Annotated in this window: 19 protein-coding genes; all 19 read right to left on the reverse strand. The window is 65.1% G+C overall.

All coding sequences use genetic code 11. The features are described from left to right. Positions 1–244: 244 nt before the first annotated feature. Positions 245–769 (reverse strand): phosphoribosyltransferase, encoded by a 525-nt coding sequence (locus QM569_RS00660; RefSeq protein ID WP_414985286.1) that lies wholly within the window; start codon positions 767–769, stop codon positions 245–247. A gap of 50 nt (positions 770–819) precedes the next feature. Further along, positions 820–2196, reverse strand: coding sequence for an adenylosuccinate synthase (locus QM569_RS00665; RefSeq protein WP_414985287.1), 1377 nt, complete (start codon positions 2194–2196; stop codon positions 820–822). 32 nt (positions 2197–2228) lie between these two features. After that, on the reverse strand, positions 2229–3377 hold the full coding sequence (locus QM569_RS00670) for an ATP phosphoribosyltransferase regulatory subunit (protein WP_414985288.1): 1149 nt from the start codon (positions 3375–3377) through the stop codon (positions 2229–2231). A 52-nt stretch (positions 3378–3429) separates the two neighbouring features. After that, complete coding sequence (locus QM569_RS00675; RefSeq protein WP_414985289.1) at positions 3430–3612, reverse strand: DUF2065 domain-containing protein; 183 nt, start codon at positions 3610–3612, stop codon at positions 3430–3432. Next, positions 3609–4493 (reverse strand): protease modulator HflC, encoded by an 885-nt coding sequence (hflC, locus tag QM569_RS00680; RefSeq protein WP_414985290.1) that lies wholly within the window; start codon positions 4491–4493, stop codon positions 3609–3611. Before hflC ends, QM569_RS00675 begins: the two co-directional genes overlap by 4 nt. Positions 4494–4502: 9 nt before the next feature. Continuing rightward, entirely contained in the window at positions 4503–5876 is a 1374-nt protein-coding gene (hflK, locus tag QM569_RS00685) for an FtsH protease activity modulator HflK (RefSeq protein WP_414985291.1), read from the reverse strand. A gap of 53 nt (positions 5877–5929) precedes the next feature. After that, entirely contained in the window at positions 5930–7096 is a 1167-nt protein-coding gene (gene hflX, locus QM569_RS00690) for a GTPase HflX (protein WP_414985292.1), read from the reverse strand. A 27-nt stretch (positions 7097–7123) separates the two neighbouring features. Continuing rightward, positions 7124–7378 (reverse strand): RNA chaperone Hfq, encoded by a 255-nt coding sequence (gene hfq, locus QM569_RS00695; protein ID WP_414985293.1) that lies wholly within the window; start codon positions 7376–7378, stop codon positions 7124–7126. Between the two features lie 107 nt (positions 7379–7485). Then, positions 7486–8829 (reverse strand): ribosome biogenesis GTPase Der, encoded by a 1344-nt coding sequence (gene der / locus QM569_RS00700; protein ID WP_414985294.1) that lies wholly within the window; start codon positions 8827–8829, stop codon positions 7486–7488. 19 nt (positions 8830–8848) lie between these two features. Next, positions 8849–9997, reverse strand: coding sequence for an outer membrane protein assembly factor BamB (bamB, locus tag QM569_RS00705; protein WP_414985295.1), 1149 nt, complete (start codon positions 9995–9997; stop codon positions 8849–8851). 2 nt (positions 9998–9999) lie between these two features. Beyond that, positions 10000–10686 carry a YfgM family protein gene (locus QM569_RS00710; RefSeq protein ID WP_414985296.1) on the reverse strand — a complete coding sequence of 229 codons (687 nt, stop codon included), beginning with the start codon at positions 10684–10686 and terminating at the stop codon, positions 10000–10002. 16 nt (positions 10687–10702) lie between these two features. After that, positions 10703–12001, reverse strand: a complete 1299-nt coding sequence (gene hisS / locus QM569_RS00715; protein ID WP_414985341.1) for a histidine--tRNA ligase — start codon at positions 11999–12001, stop codon at positions 10703–10705. 121 nt (positions 12002–12122) lie between these two features. Further along, positions 12123–13391: a flavodoxin-dependent (E)-4-hydroxy-3-methylbut-2-enyl-diphosphate synthase gene (gene ispG / locus QM569_RS00720; protein WP_414985342.1), complete on the reverse strand. Its 1269-nt coding sequence runs from the start codon at positions 13389–13391 to the stop codon at positions 12123–12125. A 2-nt stretch (positions 13392–13393) separates the two neighbouring features. Beyond that, entirely contained in the window at positions 13394–14257 is an 864-nt protein-coding gene (locus tag QM569_RS00725; protein WP_414985297.1) for a helix-turn-helix domain-containing protein, read from the reverse strand. Next, entirely contained in the window at positions 14250–15083 is an 834-nt protein-coding gene (pilW, locus tag QM569_RS00730) for a type IV pilus biogenesis/stability protein PilW (protein WP_414985298.1), read from the reverse strand. The genes QM569_RS00725 and pilW overlap by 8 nt, the downstream gene beginning before the upstream one ends. 29 nt (positions 15084–15112) lie before the next feature. Beyond that, positions 15113–16225, reverse strand: a complete 1113-nt coding sequence (gene rlmN / locus QM569_RS00735; RefSeq protein WP_414985299.1) for a 23S rRNA (adenine(2503)-C(2))-methyltransferase RlmN — start codon at positions 16223–16225, stop codon at positions 15113–15115. Positions 16226–16248: 23 nt separating this feature from the next. After that, entirely contained in the window at positions 16249–16674 is a 426-nt protein-coding gene (gene ndk, locus QM569_RS00740; protein WP_414985300.1) for a nucleoside-diphosphate kinase, read from the reverse strand. Positions 16675–16767: 93 nt separating this feature from the next. Beyond that, complete coding sequence (locus tag QM569_RS00745; RefSeq protein WP_414985301.1) at positions 16768–18000, reverse strand: pseudouridine synthase; 1233 nt, start codon at positions 17998–18000, stop codon at positions 16768–16770. Beyond that, positions 18000–18659 carry an SMC-Scp complex subunit ScpB gene (scpB, locus tag QM569_RS00750; RefSeq protein WP_414985302.1) on the reverse strand — a complete coding sequence of 220 codons (660 nt, stop codon included), beginning with the start codon at positions 18657–18659 and terminating at the stop codon, positions 18000–18002. The genes QM569_RS00745 and scpB overlap by 1 nt, the downstream gene beginning before the upstream one ends. Between the last annotated feature and the right edge of the window lie 107 nt (positions 18660–18766).

Genomic DNA, 18766 nt, shown 5'->3' on the forward strand with positions numbered 1-18766 from the left:
CTCGCCGCGATCAGCGAAGCCTTGTATTCTAGCACGACTTTTAAAGTGCCGTCAAACTTTTGAGAAGAAGTTTTTCAACCAACATCTCGGACCAACCAGAGCCAACAAACCATCAGCCCCTGTCAGCGAAGCCTTGCATTCTACACCGGTTTGAGCAACCAATGCAATCCAATCAAAGCCCTATCTCTCAGCCCAACCGACCTCGGGTCGGCTGAGCGAAGCCTGTGACTATAGCACGGATTTCTCACACGCGCCACTTCTCCAACAACTTCTCGGGACCAAGGCTGTCATAACCCTCAAAAGGCTGATGGATCCAGGGATTGGTCGGCAGGAACTCCACCGAGTAGTCTGGCGTGAACGTGGACAATCCCTTTGTCCAGATCACGGCGCTGCGCAGCTCGGAGATGGGGGCATAGTTTGTCTTGAGCATGTCGATCACAGCATGCAATGTATGCCCTGAATCCGCGAGATCATCGACCAGCAAGACCTTGCCCGCGATCTCTCCGCGAGGCGTAGTGATGAAGCGCGCAATGTCCAGATGACCCTGCACCGTGCCCGCCTCCGCCCGGTACGAACTGGTGGACATGATGGCCAGAGGCTTATCGAAGATGCGGCTCAGGATGTCCCCCGGGCGCAGCCCGCCTCTGGCAAGGCAGAGGATCGTATCGAATTTCCATCCGGACTGGTACACCTTGAGGGCCAGCTTCTCGATGAGGCTGTGGTACTCGTCGTAACTGACATAGAGGTGCTTGCCGTCTTCGGTCAACATGGAATGGCTCCTGAGTAGGTGGCTGAGGTGATGACGGTTACGAGAGGCCGTCAATTTGCGGCATAGGGATGACGCATCATGATGGTGTGGTCCCGGTCGGGGCTGGTGGAAATCATGTCGATGGGAACACCCGTGACCCGCTCGATGCGCTCCAGATAGTTGCGCGCGTTCAGCGGCAGCTTGGCGTAGTCGGTGACGCCCACCGTGGACTCACTCCACCCAGGCAAGGTTTCATAGACCGGTGTGCAGCGGGCGATGTCTTCAGCGCCCATAGGCAACAGGTCGATCCGCTCGCCATCGAGCTCATAGCCCGTACACAGTTGCAGCTCTTTTAGTCCATCCAGCACGTCCAACTTGGTGATGCACAGCCCCGAAAGGCCATTGACCTGTGCGCTGCGCTTGAGCAAGGCGGCGTCAAACCAGCCACAGCGGCGGCTGCGCCCCGTAGTCACGCCCTTTTCCGCGCCCACGGTGCTCATGTGATAGCCAGGCGTGCCAGGCACCTCCCAATCCAGCTCCGTCGGGAACGGGCCGCCTCCCACGCGCGTGCAATAGGCCTTGGTAATGCCCAGGATGTAGTGCAGCATCCCGGGTCCAACGCCTGAACCGGCTGCGGCATTGCCCGCCACGCAGTTGCTCGATGTCACATATGGATAAGTGCCATGGTCCACATCCAGCAAGGTACCTTGCGCACCTTCGAACAGCAGGTTGGCGCCCGTGTGATGGGCTTCATTCAATTCACGCGATACGTCGGCCATCATGGGCTTGAGCAGTTCCGCATGGCGCATGGCTTCGGCATACACCACGTCGAACTGCACCCTGCCATCTTGAATGTAAGGTTTCAGGGCATCCCCAAAAACAAACGAGCCGGAATGCAGGTAGGTGGTGAGGACATGGTTGTGCAGGTCCAGCAACTCGCGCAGCTTGCCAGCAAAGCGATCCGGGTACTTCAGGTCCTGCACACGCAGCGCGCGGCGGGCGATCTTGTCTTCGTAAGCTGGCCCGATGCCGCGTCCCGTGGTGCCGATTTTCTCGGCGCCGCCCTGCTCCCGCGCAGCCTCCCGCGCCACGTCGATGGCGGCGTGAAAAGGCAGGATGAGCGGGCAAGCCTCACTGATGCGCAGGCGCGAGCGCACTTCCACGCCCGCCTTTTCCAAGCCCTCGATCTCCTCGAACAGCTTGGCGGCGGACAGCACCACCCCGTTGCCGATATAGCACTTGACGCCCGGGCGCATGATGCCGCTGGGGATGAGGTGCAACGCAGTCTTCACGCCGTTGATGACCAGCGTATGCCCTGCGTTGTGCCCACCCTGAAAGCGCACGACGCCTTGTGCGCTCTCGGTCAGCCAATCGACCAGCTTGCCCTTGCCCTCGTCGCCCCATTGGGTTCCGACCACCACGACGTTGCGACCTTTGCTTGCTTTCATCTCAAACCCAATTCTTCAATTGCAAATATTCATCAAACCGCCTGCACGACCCAGCGGCCAGCTACCTGCACCAGTTCTCGGTCGCAGTGGAACTCGTCCACTTCGCTCTCATGGCCCGGCAGAACGCACACAACCGTTTCCCCGGCTTTGCGCAGTTCGGCAATGGCCGTGTTCACGTCGGCGGCCTCGCCCCAAGGTGCGCGGATGGCCGCCTTCAGGGCGCGCGGCGCAACAACGCCCACCACCTGTTTGATGTCCAGACTGAACCCTGCCGCCGGACGGTTGCGGCCAAACACAGCGCCCACCTCGTCATAGCGGCCACCGCGCACCAGCGCATCGCTGGCACCAGGGGCGTAGATCGCAAAGCGCGCACCGCTGTAGTAGGCATAGCCGCGCAGGTCGGCCAAATCGAACGTAACGCTGGCGCCTTCCAGGCGGGAGGCCAGCCACTTCAGATTTGATAGCACCTCATGCACACCAGAAAAGCGCTGGAGGGCCTTTTCAGCCTCAATCAATACCGATTGATCGCCGTATAGCTGCAGCAGGGCCAGCAGACCATCGCGGGAGTCCGGCGGAAAGTCGCGGGTCAGGGATGCCAGCTCGCCCGCATCCTTGGCCGCCAGCGCCGCATGGATGGCACTGAGAAGCTGCGCATTCATAGGCACGCCCGCGATCACGCTGCGCACGATGCGCACGTCGGCGAGGTCGATGGTGGTGTTGTGTACGTCTGCCACGCGCAGACATTCACGGGCCAGTTGCAGGGCCTCGAGGTCGGCCTCCAGCCCGGCGTGGCCGTAGATTTCGGCGCCGAACTGCAACGGCTCACGGGTGGCGTGGGGGCGGTCAGGGCGGGTGTGCAGCACCGGGCCGCAGTAGCACAGGCGGGTGACGCCCTTGCGATTGAGCAGATGGGCATCGATGCGTGCTACCTGCGGCGTGGTATCCGCCCGCAACCCCATCGAGCGGCCAGAGAACTGGTCCACCAGCTTGAAAGTCTGGAGATCCAGCGCCTCGCCCGTACCCGTCAGCAAGGATTCAAGATGCTCCAGCAGGGGCGGCATGACCAGCTCATAGCCGTAGCAGCGGGCCGTGTCGAGCAGCCCGCGACGCAATTCTTCGATGTGCCGCGCTTCGGACGGCAAGACATCGGCAATGTGATCCGGCAGGACCCAAGCAGACATGGAGAACGGGGGAGCTGTTAAAACCGCGATTCTACCGGGAGCGATGCTGCCATCAGAGCCACAGCATCGACAGCCCGGCAAGGATGGCCAGCAGCGCAAAGAAGCGAATCTGGCCGTCACGCAGTTGCGCGATCTGGCCCACCGCGCGCCGCCAGCCCTGCGGCGACAGAAAGGGTAATAGCCCCTCGATCACCAACACCAAGGCAAACGCGATCCAGAGGCTGTCGCCGCTCATCGCGCCGGAGCGCCCCGGAAAGTCTTGAAAAAATCGGACGAAGAGGGGTCGAGGACCATCACGTCGCCCTTCTTGTTGAAGCTGGACTTGTAGGCTTCCAGGCTGCGGTAGAACTGGGCGAATTGAGGATCACGGCCAAAAGCCTCTGCATAGATGCGCGCGGCTTCGGCATCGCCCTCGCCCTTCACCTTCTGCGCATCCCGGTAGGCGTTGGCGATGGTGATCTCGCGCTGGCGGTCCGCGTCCGCGCGAATCTTTTCGCCTTCGGCTGCACCCGTGGAACGCAGTTCGTTGGCAACGCGCTTTCGCTCAGCTTCCATGCGGCGATAGACGGATTCGGTGATCGACTCCACATAGTCCACGCGGGTGATGCGCACGTCCACCACGTCCACGCCCCAGGGCTTGGCGCCGCGCACAGTTTCCAGCACTTCGCGTTTGACATCGGCCATCAGGGCCTCGCGCTTGAGGGACAGCAGTTCCTTGACCGTGCGCTTGTTGATTTCCTCCTGGAAAGCGTTGCGCACCACGCGGTTGAGTTGCAGCGCACCGGCGCTTTCGTCCAGACCCACGTTGCGGATGTACTCTGTGGGTTCCGAAATGCGCCAACGCACGTACCAGTCAATCACCACGCGCTGCTTTTCCGCCGTGAGCATGGGCTCCGTGTCGCTGCTGTCCAGGGTCAGCAATCGCTTGTCGATGTACGACACGTTCTGGAACGGCGGCGGCAGCTTGAAGTTCAGACCCGGCTCGGTGATCACTTCCTTGATCTGTCCCAGCGCATAGAGCACTCCGAACTGGCGCTGATCCACCACGAAAAGCATGGAGCTCATCAGGGCGAGCACCACGAGCAGGGTGGTGGCGATAAATCCAACTCTGTTCACGTATAGCTCCTAGCGAGATTCACGGTCACGGGTGCGGTTGCTGTCACGCGCCCTGGGGTCATTGGAAAACGTGGCCGAGGGCACGGCAGGAGCGGCGGCAGGTGCCGCAGCCTGATTGGGAGCGGGAGTGTCGGGTGTGGAGGGCGATCCGCTTGCCACGTTCTGCATGATCTTGTCGAGCGGCAGGTACAAGAGGTTCGAGCCTTGCCGTGACTCGACCAGCACCTTGGTCACGTTGCCGTAAATCTGCTGCATGGCCTCCAGGTACATCCGGTCACGCGTCACCTGCGGGGCCTTCTGGTATTCCGCCAGGATAGAAGAAAAGCGCTGGGCATCGCCCTGTGCCTGCGCAATGATGCGGGCCTTGTAGGCGGCGGCCTCTTCGTTCAGGCGTGCGGCAGAACCAACGGCACGGGGAATCACATCGTTGGCATAGGCCTGGGCCTCGTTCTTGGCCCGCTCGCGCTCCTGCCCCGCCTTGAGCACGTCGTCGAAGGACGCCTGCACCTGCTCGGGCGGGCGCACGCCACCCTGCTGCAGATTGATACCGACCACCTCGACCCCCACCTTGTAGCGGTCCAGAATGGTTTGCATGAGCGTGCGCACCCGGGGCGCAATCTGGTCGCGCTCCTCTGCCAAAGCCGTGTCCATTCGCATCTTGCCAACCACCTCGCGCACAGCGGTCTCGGCAGCCTGCACCACGGCATCGCCGGGGTTCTTGCTCTCGAACAGCCAGGCCCGCGCATCATTCAGGCGGTACTGCACGGCGAACTTGATTTCGACGATGTTCTCATCCTCGGTCAGCATGGCCGACTCGCGCAGGCCCGTGCTCTTGATGATGCTGTCGCGGCCCACATCGGCGGAGCGGATCTGGGTGACGAAGACCAGTTCGTGGCGCTCGATCGGATACGGAAGGCGCCAATTGAAGCCAGCCCCCACCGTGCTCTTGTATTTGCCGAACTGCGTGATGACGGCCTGCTGGCCTTCCTGGACGATGAAAAAGCCCGTTCCCATCCAGATCACCAAGGCGACCCCGGCGATCAAGCCCACGCCCATGCCCGCGTTCTTCATATCCGGCTGGAATCCTCCGCCATTGCCCGGCCCACGCCCGCCACCATTCTTGGCGCCAAACAGCCCCTTCAGCCTGCCGTTCAGGTCACGCCAGAGTTCGTCGAGATCCGGCGGCTGACCATTGTTGCCGGGCCGCTGATCACTGCCCCGGTTTCCAGGGGACGGATTGGACGAGGGGCGGTCATCGGGCCGCGCGCCGTCGTCGGACTTGTTGTCATCGCCGCGCCCCCACCGAGGGTCGTTCAGGTTGAGCATGCCCCGGATACGTCCTGGCAGCGACGCCCAGCGTAGGGAGCGATTTTGGAAATTCATGCGCAAAGTCTCGGGTTCTCGGATGACGTGGGTAATGCTGGCATTGTGCCGAATCAATGCGCAGGCCCCGGCAATTCAACGGCAGAATCAGGGGTCATGCCGCCCTGCGCCGCCAGCACCGTGGACGAAAGAGCGCTGCGCAGCGCGGGCAACCCCTCGCCGGAGCGCGCACTCACGAACAGGCGTGGAAACATCCTGCCACCTACCTCGTACTGGTCCTGCAGGGATGGCGGGCGCTGCTCCCCAGACAGCGAATCCAGCTTGTTGAACACCAGCAGTTGCGGAATATCTGCAGCGCCAATCTCGTGCAACACCTTCTGCACCTGGGCCATCTGCTCAGGAAACCCCGCGTTGGATGCATCCACGACATGCAGCAGCAGGTCGGCATCCACGGCCTCCTGCAAGGTGGCCTGGAACGCATCCACGAGCCCGTGGGGTAAATCGCGGATGAACCCCACCGTGTCGGAAAGTGAGACCGAACGCCCCGCATCCCCCAGGTAGAGTTGCCGCGTGGTGGTGTCCAACGTGGCGAACAACTGGTCCGCGGCATAGGCCCGGGCCTTCACCATGGCGTTGAACAGCGTGGATTTGCCTGCATTGGTGTAGCCCACCAGGGAGATATTGAATGTGTCGCGCCGCTCCCGCTGCCTGCGCTGGGTGGAGCGCTGGCGCTTGACCTTCACCAAGCGCTCGCGTGTGCGCTGGATGGCGTCGCTGATCATCCGTCGGTCCAGTTCGATCTGCTTCTCGCCGGGGCCGCCGCGCGCGCCAATGCCGCCGGTCTGCCGCTCCAGGTGGGACCAGCGCCGCACGAGGCGAGTGCTGACATATTGCAGCTTTGCCAGTTCCACCTGCAGCTTGCCTTCATGGCTGCGGGCGCGCTGGGCGAAGATTTCCAGGATCAGCAAAGTGCGGTCATTGACAGGGAGTTCGAGGTGGCGCTCCAGGTTGCGCTGCTGCGCAGGGCTCAACGCCTGGTCGAAGAGGACTTCGACCGCGCCGTGCATCTGCGCCAGCATCCGGATCTCATCGGCCTTGCCGCTGCCCACGAACAACGCCGCATCGGGCGCCTTGCGCTTGCAGGTGAGCCGCGCCACCGGGTTCATACCTGCCGTCTCGGACAGCAAACCCAACTCCTCCAGTTCACCGTCGAAATGCGGCAGGCCGAAATCCACCCCCACCAGCAGCACCGGAGTGCCGCTGGGCGATGAAGATGTCATCGGGTTCTAAGCGGAAGCGGCAGCAGCTCAGGCGTTGCTGCTGTCGGCATCCGAGTTGTCGGCGGTGGAGAAGTTGACGGCACGACCCGGCACGATGGTGGAAATGGCGTGCTTATAGACCATCTGGGTGACTGTATTGCGCAGCAGCACCACGTACTGGTCGAACGATTCGATCTGCCCCTGCAGCTTGATCCCGTTCACCAGGTAGATGGAAACCGGGACATGCTCCCGACGCAGCGCGTTGAGGAAGGGGTCTTGCAAAAGCTGGCCTTTATTGCTCACGATATTCTCCGTGTTCAAAGAATGTTGTTGTAAACCGGCACCTTACCACACGCGGAGACCATCTCCCGCGCGACGGCGCATGGCCCTTTGAAACCCGGGCCTTTGAATCAGGCCCCGTCCTTGTCGGCGTAGGGGTTGTGCGAGGTCTTCATCTCGATACGCAGCGGCGTGCCCACCAGGTCAAACTCCTTGCGGAAGCGCCCTTCCAGGAAACGCTTGTAGGCATCCGTCACGTGCTCCAGCGAGTTGCCGTGGATGACGATGACCGGCGGGTTCATGCCGCCCTGGTGCGCATAGCGCATCTTGGGCCGGAACATGCCCACCTTCTTCGGGGTCTGGAACTGCACCGCCTCAAGCAACAGTCGTGTCAGGACAGGCGTGGACATCTTGCACGTGGCCGCCTTGTGCGCCTGGGCGATGGATGCCCACAGCGGCCCCAGGCCCTGGCGCTTCTTGGCCGAGATGAAATGCAACGATGCGAACTTGAGGAAGGCCAGCCGCGTCTCGATGGAGCGCTCGAGCAGCTGGCGCTGGTATTCGTCCACCGCATCCCATTTGTTCACGGCCACCACCACGGCACGGCCACTCTCCAGGATGTAGCCAGCGATGTGCGCGTCCTGGTCCGTGACGCCCTGGGTGGCGTCAAGCAGCAGCAGCACGACATGGGCAGACTCGATGGCCTGCAGCGTCTTGACGACCGAGAATTTCTCGATGGCCTCGAACACCTTGCCCTTGCGGCGCAACCCTGCCGTGTCCACCAGCTCGAAGCGCTGACCGTTGCGCTCGAACGGCACGGTGATGGCGTCGCGGGTCGTGCCGGGCATGTCGAATGCCACCAGCCGCTCCTCGCCCAGCCAGGTGTTGATGAGCGTGGATTTGCCGACGTTGGGGCGCCCCGCCACTGCCAGCTTGATGACGCTTTTGTCCGCAGCAGCATCCGCGTCATCCAGATCAGGCAAATGCAAAGGTGCCAGGGTCAGGTCCACCAGGCCCCGGATGCCCTGCCCATGGGCCGCAGACACGGGGAGCACTTCGCCCAGGCCCAGCTCATAGAACTCGGCCAACTGAACGCCCTGCAGCATGCCCTCGGCCTTGTTGGCCACCAGCACGCAGGGCTTGCCCAGGCGGCGCAGGTATTTGGCGATGTCGTGGTCCTGGGCGGAGACACCGGCGCGTGCATCCACCACGAAGATGACCACATCGGCCTCGGCAACGGCCTGCTGCGTCTGCTTGGCCATCTCGCGGTAGATGCCGCTCGACGCATCGGGTTCGAACCCTCCGGTGTCGATGACGATGTACTCGTGCTTGCCCTGCTTGCCGTTCCCGTAGTGGCGGTCCCGCGTGAGCCCGGCGAAGTCGGCCACGATGGCGTCGCGGGACTTGGTCAGGCGATTGAAGAGCGTGGACTTGCCGACATTCGGGCGCCCCACGAGGGCGATGACTGGCTTCATGGAACAGCGTCGGTCAAGATCATTCGGGGCGGAATCCGTACACCCCGCCGTTGCGCGTCACCACCACCAGCGTATCGGCGGCAACCGATGGCGCAGCAGCGATGCCGGAGCCATCCGTCGCGATGCGGTTGAGCGGGGCGCCATCGGCGCGGGACAGAATATGCACCAGCCCCGTGTCGTCGCCCACCACCACGGACCGACCCAGCAGCAAGGGCGCCGTCAACTTGCGGTACTTGAGCCGGTCGGTCGTCCACAGCCGCGTGCCGTCATTACGGCGCCAGGCGGTCACCACCCCATTGCTCTCGGTGCCGAACACGGCATCGCCGTCGCCATGCACGCCCTCGGCGCCTGCCGCTGGCTGCGTCCAGGCGACGGAGCCCCGGGCGGTGTTGACGCAGCCGACCGCAGCCTGGAAGGCCCGCGCGCACACGCTTTCTCCGACCCTGCTGGTGCGACCCACCAGTTCCACCAAGCGCTCCACGTCATTGGTGCCGCGCGGGATGGCCAAAGGGGCCTCCCATCGGACGGTTCCGTTGTCCGGGTTCATGCCCACCATGCGGCCAGAGAAGCCGACCACCAGCGTGTCGCCCACCGGCATCAGCACACCCGCCTGGCGCAGCACCAGTGGCTCGCCCGGGCGCTGCTGGCTCCAGAGCTTGCGGCCCGTGGCTGCATCATAGGCAGACACGGAGCGGTCGGCGGACAGCACGAAAACACGCCCACCCGCCACCAGCGGCGGCGTGAACACCTGGGCCGCCAGTGGCTGGCGCCAGCGCTCGCGCCCGCCGTCCACGACGATCAGTGCGTTGGAGCGGGCCACCACGGCGGTCGCCTTGCCATCGCTGCCGACCCCTGCAGACAGCGGCTCGGCCAGTGCCACACGCCACACGTCGCCGCCGGTGCGCGCGTCAATGGCCGCCACAGTGCCGTCCGCAGACGCGAGCGTGACCACGTTGCCCGCCGTGTGTACGTCGAGCGGCAGGCCGCCGACACTGCCGACACGCGCTGTCCACGCCTGCCGCACGCCCAGGATGGGCACATTGGCGCCCAGGTCGGCAGGCACGGGTTTGGAACCGCTGCCATTCCACAGGGAACACCCGGCCAGCGCGACCATCAGCGCCGTGCAGGCCATGCCCCGCAGCACGAGAAAGGATTTGCCGTGTGCCATGGTCACTTGCCTCCCTCGCCAGCGGCTGCTGCTGCAACGGCAAGCCCTTGCGGCGCAGCGCCCAGCGCACCCAGTTTGATCTCGACGAGGCGGCGGTACTCGACGCCTTCCTCGAAAGCCTTGTAGGCCTTGGTGTATTCGGCGATGGCTTCGGTGCGCTTGCCCTGGGACAGCAGAACGTCGCCCTTGCGGTCGGCAAAAACGGCCTCGAACTCGGGGGGCACCTTGGCGGACAGTTGCTGGAGCGCCTCGTCGTAGTTCTTCTGATCCATCAGCACGCTGGCCAGGCGCAGCCGGGCCAGCGCCTTGAGCCCCTCGTCGCCCGCTTTGTCGGCCACCCACGCCAGCGCTTCCTTCGCGACATCGGGCTTGCCTGCGTCCACCATCGCCTTGGCCAGCGCAAGCCCGGCTTGCGCGGCCTGGGTCGTGCCCGCGTACTTGGCCTTGAGGTCGCCAAAAGCCTGGGTCAGGCGCTCCTGGTCGCCCGATTGGGCCGCCACTTCCACCGCGTCGAACAGCGCGGCGGCCTGCATGGCCTGGCGGTTCTGCCAGTACTGGTAGCCGTTCCAGGCGACCAGGCCACCTGCCAACACGATCACCACGGCGCTGATGAGCGTGCCCCAGGTGTTCCAGAAATGCTTGAGCTGGTCAAGCTGCTCTTGTTCTTCAAGGTCGAGATGAGTTGCCATTGGGATGTGATCTGGTTTAGCGGGGGGATTGTAGGGTGGCGGCCCACTGCGCGATGTCGGCGAGCGGCTGCTCGGCCTGCGCGCCGCCCGCGCCGTCGCGCAGCGCCTTGACGGTGACCTGCCCGCGTACCAGCTCGTCGGCGCCAAAGACGAGCGCGTGGCGCGCGCCGCTGGCGTCGGCCTTCTTGAACTGCGCCTTCATGCTGCCGGGGCCGTCCGCGCCGCCCGCGTGCTGCACCACGTTCAGGCCGTGCGCGCGCAATGCTTCCAGCGCGGCGATGACGGGCGCGAGCGGCGTGCCGGGGGGCACGATGGCGTACACGTCGGGCGCCTGCGAAGGCATGGGCAAGTCCAGCTCCTGCACCAGCAGCAGCAGGCGCTCGATGCCCAGGCCAAAGCCCACGGCAGGCGCGCTCTTGCCGCCCAACTGTTCGATCAGGCCGTCGTAGCGCCCTCCACCGCAGACCGTGCCTTGCGAGCCGAGCTGGTCGGTCACCCACTCGAACACGGTGAGGTTGTAGTAGTCCATGCCGCGCACCAGGCGCGGGTTGACGCGGTATTGCAGGCCCACGGCGTCCAGGGCGGCGCGCACGGCATCGAAGTGCGCGCGCGACTCCTCGCCCAGAAAGTCCATGAGCTGCGGTGCCGCCTCGATCAGTGCCTGCATGGCCGGGTTCTTGCTGTCCAGGATGCGCAGCGGGTTGCTGTGCAGGCGGCGGCGCGCGTCTTCGTCCAGCACGCCTTCGTTCTGCTCGAAGTAGCGGATCAGCGCCTCGCGGTGCTCGCGGCGCTCGCCGCTCTGGCCCAGGCTGTTGATCTCCAGGCGCACGTGCTGGCCTTCGATGAGGCCCAGCTCGCGCCACAGGGCGCGGGCGACGAGGATCATCTCGGCATCGACATCCGGCCCGGCGAAGCCCAGCGCTTCCACGTCGAGCTGGTGGAACTGGCGGTAGCGGCCCTTCTGCGGCCGCTCGTGGCGGAACATGGGGCCGTGCGTCCAGATGCGCAGCGGGCCGTTGTAGAGCGCGTTGTGCTCGACCATGGCGCGCACGATGCCCGCAGTCGCCTCGGGGCGCAGGGTGAGCCTGTCGCCGTTCATCGAGTCGGTGAAGGAATACATCTCCTTCTCGACGATGTCGGTCACCTCGCCCAGGCCGCGCACGAACAGGGCCGTGGGCTCGACGATGGGGGTGATGAGGTACTGGTAGCCGTAGCGCGCCAGCACCTTGCGCACCGCCGCCTCGAACCACTGCCAGCGGGCGGCGGTCGGCAGCTTCTCGGTGCGCGGCACCGAGGCGGGCAGGATGTCGTTCATGCCTTTGACGGCGCTCAGTTTTTCCACTTTGCTCACGGTGGCAGACCCTTGGTGATTTTGAATGAAATTGGCCTCTAGCGCTTATGCAGCAAGCACAAGCAGCTATTGTTTTAATAGTACATCAGCGGCTGCCGTAGCGCCGCTGCACGTACTGCTCCACGATCTCGTGGAACTCCTGCGCGATGCCGTCGCCGCGCAGCGTCAGGGCCTTCTCGCCGTCGATGAACACGGGCGCGGCAGGGGCCTCGCCGGTACCGGGCAGGCTGATGCCGATGTCGGCGTGCTTGCTCTCGCCCGGGCCGTTGACGATGCAGCCCATGACGGCCACCTTCATCGCCTCCACCCCCGGATAGCGCGCGCGCCACACGGGCATCTGCGCGCGCAGGTAGTCGTCGATCTGCTTGGCCAGCTCCTGGAACGTGGTGCTGGTGGTGCGCCCACAGCCCGGGCAGGCAGTGACGCTGGGCACAAACACGCGCAGGCCCAGGGCTTGAAGGATTTCTGCCGCCACCACCACCTCTTGCGTGCGCGCTTCGCCGGGCTGGGGCGTGAGCGATACGCGGATGGTGTCGCCAATGCCTTCCTGCAGCAGCACCGACAGGGCCGTGGCGGACGCCACCGTGCCCTTGGTGCCCATGCCCGCTTCGGTCAGGCCCAGGTGCAGCGCGTAGTCGCTGCGACGCGCCAACTCGCGATAGACGGAGATCAGGTCCTGCACGCCGCTGACCTTGCACGACAGGATGATCTGGTTGCCGTTGAGGCCCATTTCCTCGGCGCGCCGGGCGGATTCGATGGCCGAGGTGATGAGCGCCTCGTACATGACCTGGCGTGCCTCCCAGGGCTGGGCGCGGCGGCTGTTGGCGTCCATCAGGCTCGCCAGCAGTTCCTGGTCCAGGCTGCCCCAGTTCACGCCGATGCGCACGGCCTTGTCCCAGCGCATCGCGGCCTCGATCATCTGGCCGAACTGCTTGTCGCGCTTGTCGCCCTTGCCCACGTTGCCGGGGTTGATGCGGTACTTGCTCAGGGCCTCGGCGCAGGCCGGGTATTCGGTCAGCAGGCGATGGCCGTTGTAGTGGAAGTCGCCCACCAGGGGCACGTTCTCGCCCATGCGGTCGAGCTGCTCGCGGATGTAGGGCACAGCCTGCGCCGCCTCGGGCGTGTTGACGGTGATGCGCACGAACTCCGAGCCTGCGCGTGCCAGCTCCTTGACCTGGATGGCCGTGCCGATGGCGTCCACCGTGTCGGTGTTGGTCATGGACTGGATGCGCACGGGCGCATCGCCGCCCACGGTCACCACGTGGCTGCCCCAGGCGATGCGCGCCTGACGCGTGCGCCGTGGCAAAGGTGATGCGACCGCGATGGGGCTGCGTTCGCCGCTAACTTGTTCCAGCACTATTTCACCTCGAAACGGGCAACGTTGTCGCGCGCCACAGGCGCCAGGTCGAACGGCTTGCCGCGCACGAACACCTCGGTAGCGTCGGCGCGGCCAATCACGACCGCCAGAGGCGCAGGGGCCGCCACGGACACGGATTCGCCGTCTGCCAGGTTGCGCTGCAACACCACCGTGCCCGTGGCGTCGCGCACCTGCACCCAGGACTGGCTGCGCGCGCGCAGCACCAGAGTGCCCGAGGACGCACTTGCATCTGCGGCACCGCTGGCCGCCGCGGCCGGCGCTGGCGCCGGGGATGCCATGGGTTCGGACGCCACTGCCACCGCCAGGGGCGCAAGCGTTTGCCTTTCGGCAGGCACGGCCGCCTGCGTAGCCAGTATTGACGCCTCACCGGGCTCGGCCTGCAAGGCGGGGGCCTGCGCTACGGAAGGCGTGGACACATCCTGGCGGCTTGGGAAGAAAAACAGCGCCGCCGCACCGGCGAGCAACGCCAGCACGACCACCACCACGGACCGCGAGGCGGATCCGGAAAAAGAAACCGACGACGAGGAAGCCCCGCCCGCGCTGCCCTTGAAGGGCGCGTTCAGCCCTGCGTTGTCCGGGGTCAGGCGCGGGCTGTGGCTCTGCGGCAGCAGCGCCAGGACGGGGCCCGGGTCGATCTTGAGGGTCCTGCACACGCTGGACGCAAGGGCCCGCACGAACACCGTGTCGGGCAGCGCCGCATGGTTGTCGGCCTCCAGCGCCTCCAACTTGCTGACCGGAACCTTCAAGGACACCGCCAGCGCCGCGATGTGCATTCCGGCGGCCTGCCGCGCCTCGCGCAGCAGCGCCCCTGCCGTCACGCCACCTTCCACGACCTCACTCATTGAAAGCCCCACGCTCGTATGCGCCCTGCTCCCGCGACTCGGGGAAGCGTTTGCGCAGTTGGTCGGCCAGTTGCCGCATGGCGACGGTGTCGCCCAGGGCGCGCTCCACCTTGATCCCGAGCCACAGCGACTCGGAGTTCGCGTTTTCGCTGTTGTTCAGGCGCCGAATGTAGAACTGGGCCCGGGTCAGCTCATTGCGCCGCAGCAGCAAGGACGCCAGGTGATAGCCCACCACGGGATTCGCTGCGTCGAGTTCGTAGGACTTGAGCAGCGACTGCTCGGCCTCCGCATGCTGGCCTGCGCCCATCTGGCACAGCCCGCGCGCCATCAGGGTCTTGCCCCGAGCGGCATAGCCCGGGGTGGCCAGGGCACGGGTGAAATACGTGTCCGCCTCGGCATACTTTTGCTGCTGGCACAGCAGCCAGCCGTAGTTGTGCAACAGATTGGCGTCGCCGCTGCGCAGAGTCAGCGCACGGCGGAAGCTCTCATCGGCCTGGGGAAAGTCACCCAGGCGCATGTAGATCAGGCCGCGCAGGTTGAAGGCGTCGGCATAGGTGGGGTCGGTCGCCAGCGACTGCTTGACTTCGTCCAGCGCCACGGTCGTCTGGCCGTTTGCAAAATAGTTGACTGCCAGTTCCAGGCGGATGCGGGCGCGGCGGCGCGTCTCGGTTTCGTCCGAAGGCGTGACCAGACCCGCATTCGCGTCGCTGTCCGCCCCGGCGGGCCGGGTCGCGCAGCCCTGGAGCGCCACCATGCACACCACCACAGCGCAGGCCGCGAATGCCCAGCGACCGAACTGCTGCCAGCGTCCTACCAGTCCCACCATGTAGAGCCTCCTTGTATTGAGCTGATCCATCAAGCCACCGGCTTGAGCGCGATTGTGCGCTGCCTCGCCATGCGCTCGGCAGCCCGCGTGCGGTCCTTCACGTCGCCCGCCAACTGACCGCAGGCCGCGTCAATATCATCTCCCCGTGTTTTGCGCACCGTCGTGACAATCCCCGCATCGCTCAGGGCCTTGGCAAAGGCCGCCACCTGATTCTGCGGCGACCGCAACAGCCCCGACGCGGGAAATGGATTGAACGGGATCAGGTTGAACTTGCAGCGCACCCCACCGCCCTGGACCAATTCGATCAGTTGCCGGGCATGGTCCATCTGGTCGTTGACGCCGTCAAGCATGCAGTACTCGAAGGTGATGAAGTCGCGCGGGGCATGCTCCAGGTAGCGGCTGCAGGCCAGCAGCAGTTCTTCGATTGGGTATTTGCGATTGAGCGGCACCAGGTTGTCGCGCAGGGCATCATTGGGCGCGTGCAGCGAAACCGCCAGGGCCACAGGGCAGTCTTGCGAGAGGCGATCCATCATGGGAACGACCCCCGATGTGGACACCGTCACGCGCCGACGCGACAGGCCGTAGCCGTGGTCGTCGAGCATGACGCGCAGCGCGGGCACCAGCGCCGCGTAGTTCTGCAACGGCTCGCCCATGCCCATCATCACCACGTTGGAGATCACGCGCTCTGCGGTGTGCAGGCGCTTGCGCAGCGCGTGTTCGGCAAACCACAACTGGGCGACGATCTCGCCCGTGGTCAGGTTCCGGCTGAAGCCCTGGTGCCCCGTGGAGCAGAACCGGCACCCCACAGCGCAGCCGGCCTGGGATGAAACGCACAAGGTGCCCCGGTCGTCCTCCGGGATGAACACGGCCTCGACCGCATTGCCGTCACCCACGTCGAAGAGCCACTTCACCGTGCCGTCCGCCGACACGTGCTCCGAAATGACCGGCAGGGCCTCGACCCGCGCACAGCCCTTGAGCTTGTCGCGCAGGGCCTTGGCCAGATCGCTCATTGCGTCGAAATCGCTGGCGCCGCGCTGATGAATCCAGCGAAAGAGCTGGGTTGCGCGGAAGCGCTTCTCGCCCAGTCGTTCGCAAAAGGCCGCCAAGCCGTCGAGGTCGAATTCGAGCAGGTTGGCGGTCATCGCGCGGGCCTTTCGGACCGGTTTTAGCGGGAGTAAACGTTCAGGCCGGGGAAGAAGAAAGCCACTTCCACGGCAGCCGTTTCAGCGGCGTCCGAGCCATGCACGGCATTGGCGTCGATGCTGTCGGCAAAGTCGGCGCGGATGGTGCCCGCCTCGGCCTTCTTGGGGTCCGTGGCACCCATGAGTTCGCGGTTCTTCAGGATGGCGTTCTCGCCTTCCAGGGCCTGGACCATCACGGGGCCCGAGATCATGAAGTCCACCAGGTCCTTGAAGAAGGGGCGCTCTTTATGCACTGCGTAGAACTGCTCGGCTTCGAGGCGGGACAGGTGCATCATGCGTGCAGCCACCACCTTGAGGCCCGCGGCTTCAAAACGTGCATAGATCTGGCCGATGACGTTCTTGGCCACTGCGTCGGGCTTGATGATGGAGAGAGTGCGTTCGATTGCCATGTTGATTTCCTGAAATGGGATGGTGTTGCTGTGATTCGTTTGTCCAGCGGACAAAGCCTTCGATTCTAACCGGCGCGGCCCGGGCAGGCGCGCTCAACGCCCACCGCCACGGCGTGATCCGCCGCCAGGGCGCCGCTTGCTGTCCTGCCGTTGGCGGGACAGGCTGTCCATGCCGATGTAGCCGACCGAGGTCTTCATGGGATCGGGCTGGGCGCCCGCGCCGCCGGTGTTGCCCCGCGCACCCTGGCCGCTACGCGGCTTCTGACCCCGCAGGGCGCCGGACACCCCCTGCGACATGTCACGGCGCGGGCCATCGCCACCCCGGGCGCCGTTGCGCCCCCGGCGCTTACCGCCAGCACCGCTCTTGCCCTCCGCGCCGCCTTCCGGGCGGCCTTCAGCGCCTGCCGCCTGCATCAGCGCGCGGATGTCGCGCTCGTCCAACTCCAGCCAGGCTCCGCGCTTGAGGCCCCGGGGCAGCACCATGGCGCCGTAGCGGATGCGGATCAGCCGACTGACCGCGTGCCCCACGGACTCCATCATGCGGCGCACCTCGCGGTTACGTCCTTCGGAAATGGTGACGCGGTACCAGCAATTGGAGCCCTCGCCGCCACCGTCCTCGATGGAGCCGAACGCGGCCATGCCATCATCCAGGCGCACGCCGTCCAGGAGCTTCTGCTTCTCCTCGTTGGTCAGGGCGCCCAGCACGCGGACCGCGTACTCGCGCTCCAGACCGAAGCGGGGGTGCATCAGCTTGTTCGCCAGCTCACCCGAGCTGGTGAACAGCAGCAGGCCCTCGGTGTTCAAGTCCAGGCGCCCCACGGACTGCCACTTGCCCTGCGGCAGGCGCGGCAGCTTGCGGAACACCGTGGGCCGGTTCTGCGGGTCGTCGTGCGTCACCACCTCGCCCACGGGCTTGTGGTACGCGATGACGCGCGCAGGCGGCGGGTCGATGCGGTAGCGGATGGGTTTGCCGTTGACCTTGACCTGATCGCCGTACTGGATGCGCTGGCCGATGTGGGCCGGCTCGTTGTTGACGGAAATGCGCCCTTCCAGGATGAGCTGCTCCATCTCCAGGCGCGAGCCCAGGCCCGCCTGGGCCAGCACCTTGTGCAGCTTGGGCGTTTCCACCTGGGGCAGCAGAACCCGCTTCGCGGACACCGCGTCCGCCTGGGCGTCTTCTTCGTCGAAGCGGCCCGAGACCACGTCCGCAAACTGGTAGCCATCGACCACGGGCGGGGCATTCCTGCGCGGCTTGCGCTGCCTTGCAGGCGCGGCTGCCGCCGCGTCCAACTCCGGCGAAGGTATTTCGGGGTTTGAATCGTTCATCAAGCGTCTTCCTGGATACCGTCCTGGGCATCCGCATGGCTACCGCGAAGACCAGTCTCCGCTTCCTGAAAAATGTCCTGTGCTGGTGCAGGCTCCAGCATCCCCTGCGCTGCGGCGGCCATGGCCTCCAGTGCGTTGGCATTGCCAGACGGATCGTCCAGCACCGGCAACTGGTCCAGCGACTGCAGCCCCATGTCGTCCAGGAACTGGCGGGTGGTGGCGAACAGGGCCGGGCGACCCACCGTTTCGCGATGGCCGATGACCTCGACCCAGCCCCGGTCTTCCAGTTGCTTGATGATCAGGCTGTTGACCGTAACGCCCCGGATGTCCTCGATGTCGCCACGCGTCACCGGCTGGCGGTAGGCGATGATCGCCAACGTCTCCATGGTGGCCCGTGAATAGCGCGGTGGCTTCTCGGGGTGCAGCCGATCCAGGTACTCCCTCATTTCGGGGCGGCTCTGGAAGCGCCAGCCGGTCGCCACCTGTACCAGTTCCACACCCCGCTGCGACCAGTCGAGCTGCAGTTCCTGCAGCAGCAGCTTGAGCGTGTCAGAACCCAGGGCGTCGTTGAAGAGCGCCCGCAGCTCACGCACAGGCACAGGCTGCGGGGCGCAGATCAACGCCGTTTCGAGGATCCGTTTGGCATCCACCGTGTTCATGGTTCAGTGATATCCAGAAAAAGCGCCCCGCATCGCGGCAAGGGGAGCAAAGGCGCACTCGGAGCAGTTGCGCAAGGTGCCCGGCGGGTTTCCGTCTGCGGGCCAGG

The organism is Acidovorax sp. (assembly GCF_047607405.1).
Classification (GTDB): Bacteria; Pseudomonadota; Gammaproteobacteria; order Burkholderiales; family Burkholderiaceae_C; genus Acidovorax.

Coding starts and splice junctions, on each gene's coding strand:
- QM569_RS00660 (WP_414985286.1), bottom strand. CDS start 769: ATGTTGACCGAAGACGGCAAGCACCTCTATGTCAGTTACGACGAGTAC.
- QM569_RS00665 (WP_414985287.1), bottom strand. CDS start 2,196: ATGAAAGCAAGCAAAGGTCGCAACGTCGTGGTGGTCGGAACCCAATGG.
- QM569_RS00670 (WP_414985288.1), bottom strand. CDS start 3,377: ATGTCTGCTTGGGTCCTGCCGGATCACATTGCCGATGTCTTGCCGTCC.
- QM569_RS00675 (WP_414985289.1), bottom strand. CDS start 3,612: ATGAGCGGCGACAGCCTCTGGATCGCGTTTGCCTTGGTGTTGGTGATC.
- hflK (WP_414985291.1), bottom strand. CDS start 5,876: ATGAATTTCCAAAATCGCTCCCTACGCTGGGCGTCGCTGCCAGGACGT.
- hflX (WP_414985292.1), bottom strand. CDS start 7,096: ATGACATCTTCATCGCCCAGCGGCACTCCGGTGCTGCTGGTGGGGGTG.
- der (WP_414985294.1), bottom strand. CDS start 8,829: ATGAAGCCAGTCATCGCCCTCGTGGGGCGCCCGAATGTCGGCAAGTCC.
- bamB (WP_414985295.1), bottom strand. CDS start 9,997: ATGGCACACGGCAAATCCTTTCTCGTGCTGCGGGGCATGGCCTGCACG.
- QM569_RS00710 (WP_414985296.1), bottom strand. CDS start 10,686: ATGGCAACTCATCTCGACCTTGAAGAACAAGAGCAGCTTGACCAGCTC.
- hisS (WP_414985341.1), bottom strand. CDS start 12,001: ATGAACGACATCCTGCCCGCCTCGGTGCCGCGCACCGAGAAGCTGCCG.
- QM569_RS00725 (WP_414985297.1), bottom strand. CDS start 14,257: ATGAGTGAGGTCGTGGAAGGTGGCGTGACGGCAGGGGCGCTGCTGCGC.
- pilW (WP_414985298.1), bottom strand. CDS start 15,083: ATGGTGGGACTGGTAGGACGCTGGCAGCAGTTCGGTCGCTGGGCATTC.
- rlmN (WP_414985299.1), bottom strand. CDS start 16,225: ATGACCGCCAACCTGCTCGAATTCGACCTCGACGGCTTGGCGGCCTTT.
- ndk (WP_414985300.1), bottom strand. CDS start 16,674: ATGGCAATCGAACGCACTCTCTCCATCATCAAGCCCGACGCAGTGGCC.
- QM569_RS00745 (WP_414985301.1), bottom strand. CDS start 18,000: ATGAACGATTCAAACCCCGAAATACCTTCGCCGGAGTTGGACGCGGCG.
- scpB (WP_414985302.1), bottom strand. CDS start 18,659: ATGAACACGGTGGATGCCAAACGGATCCTCGAAACGGCGTTGATCTGC.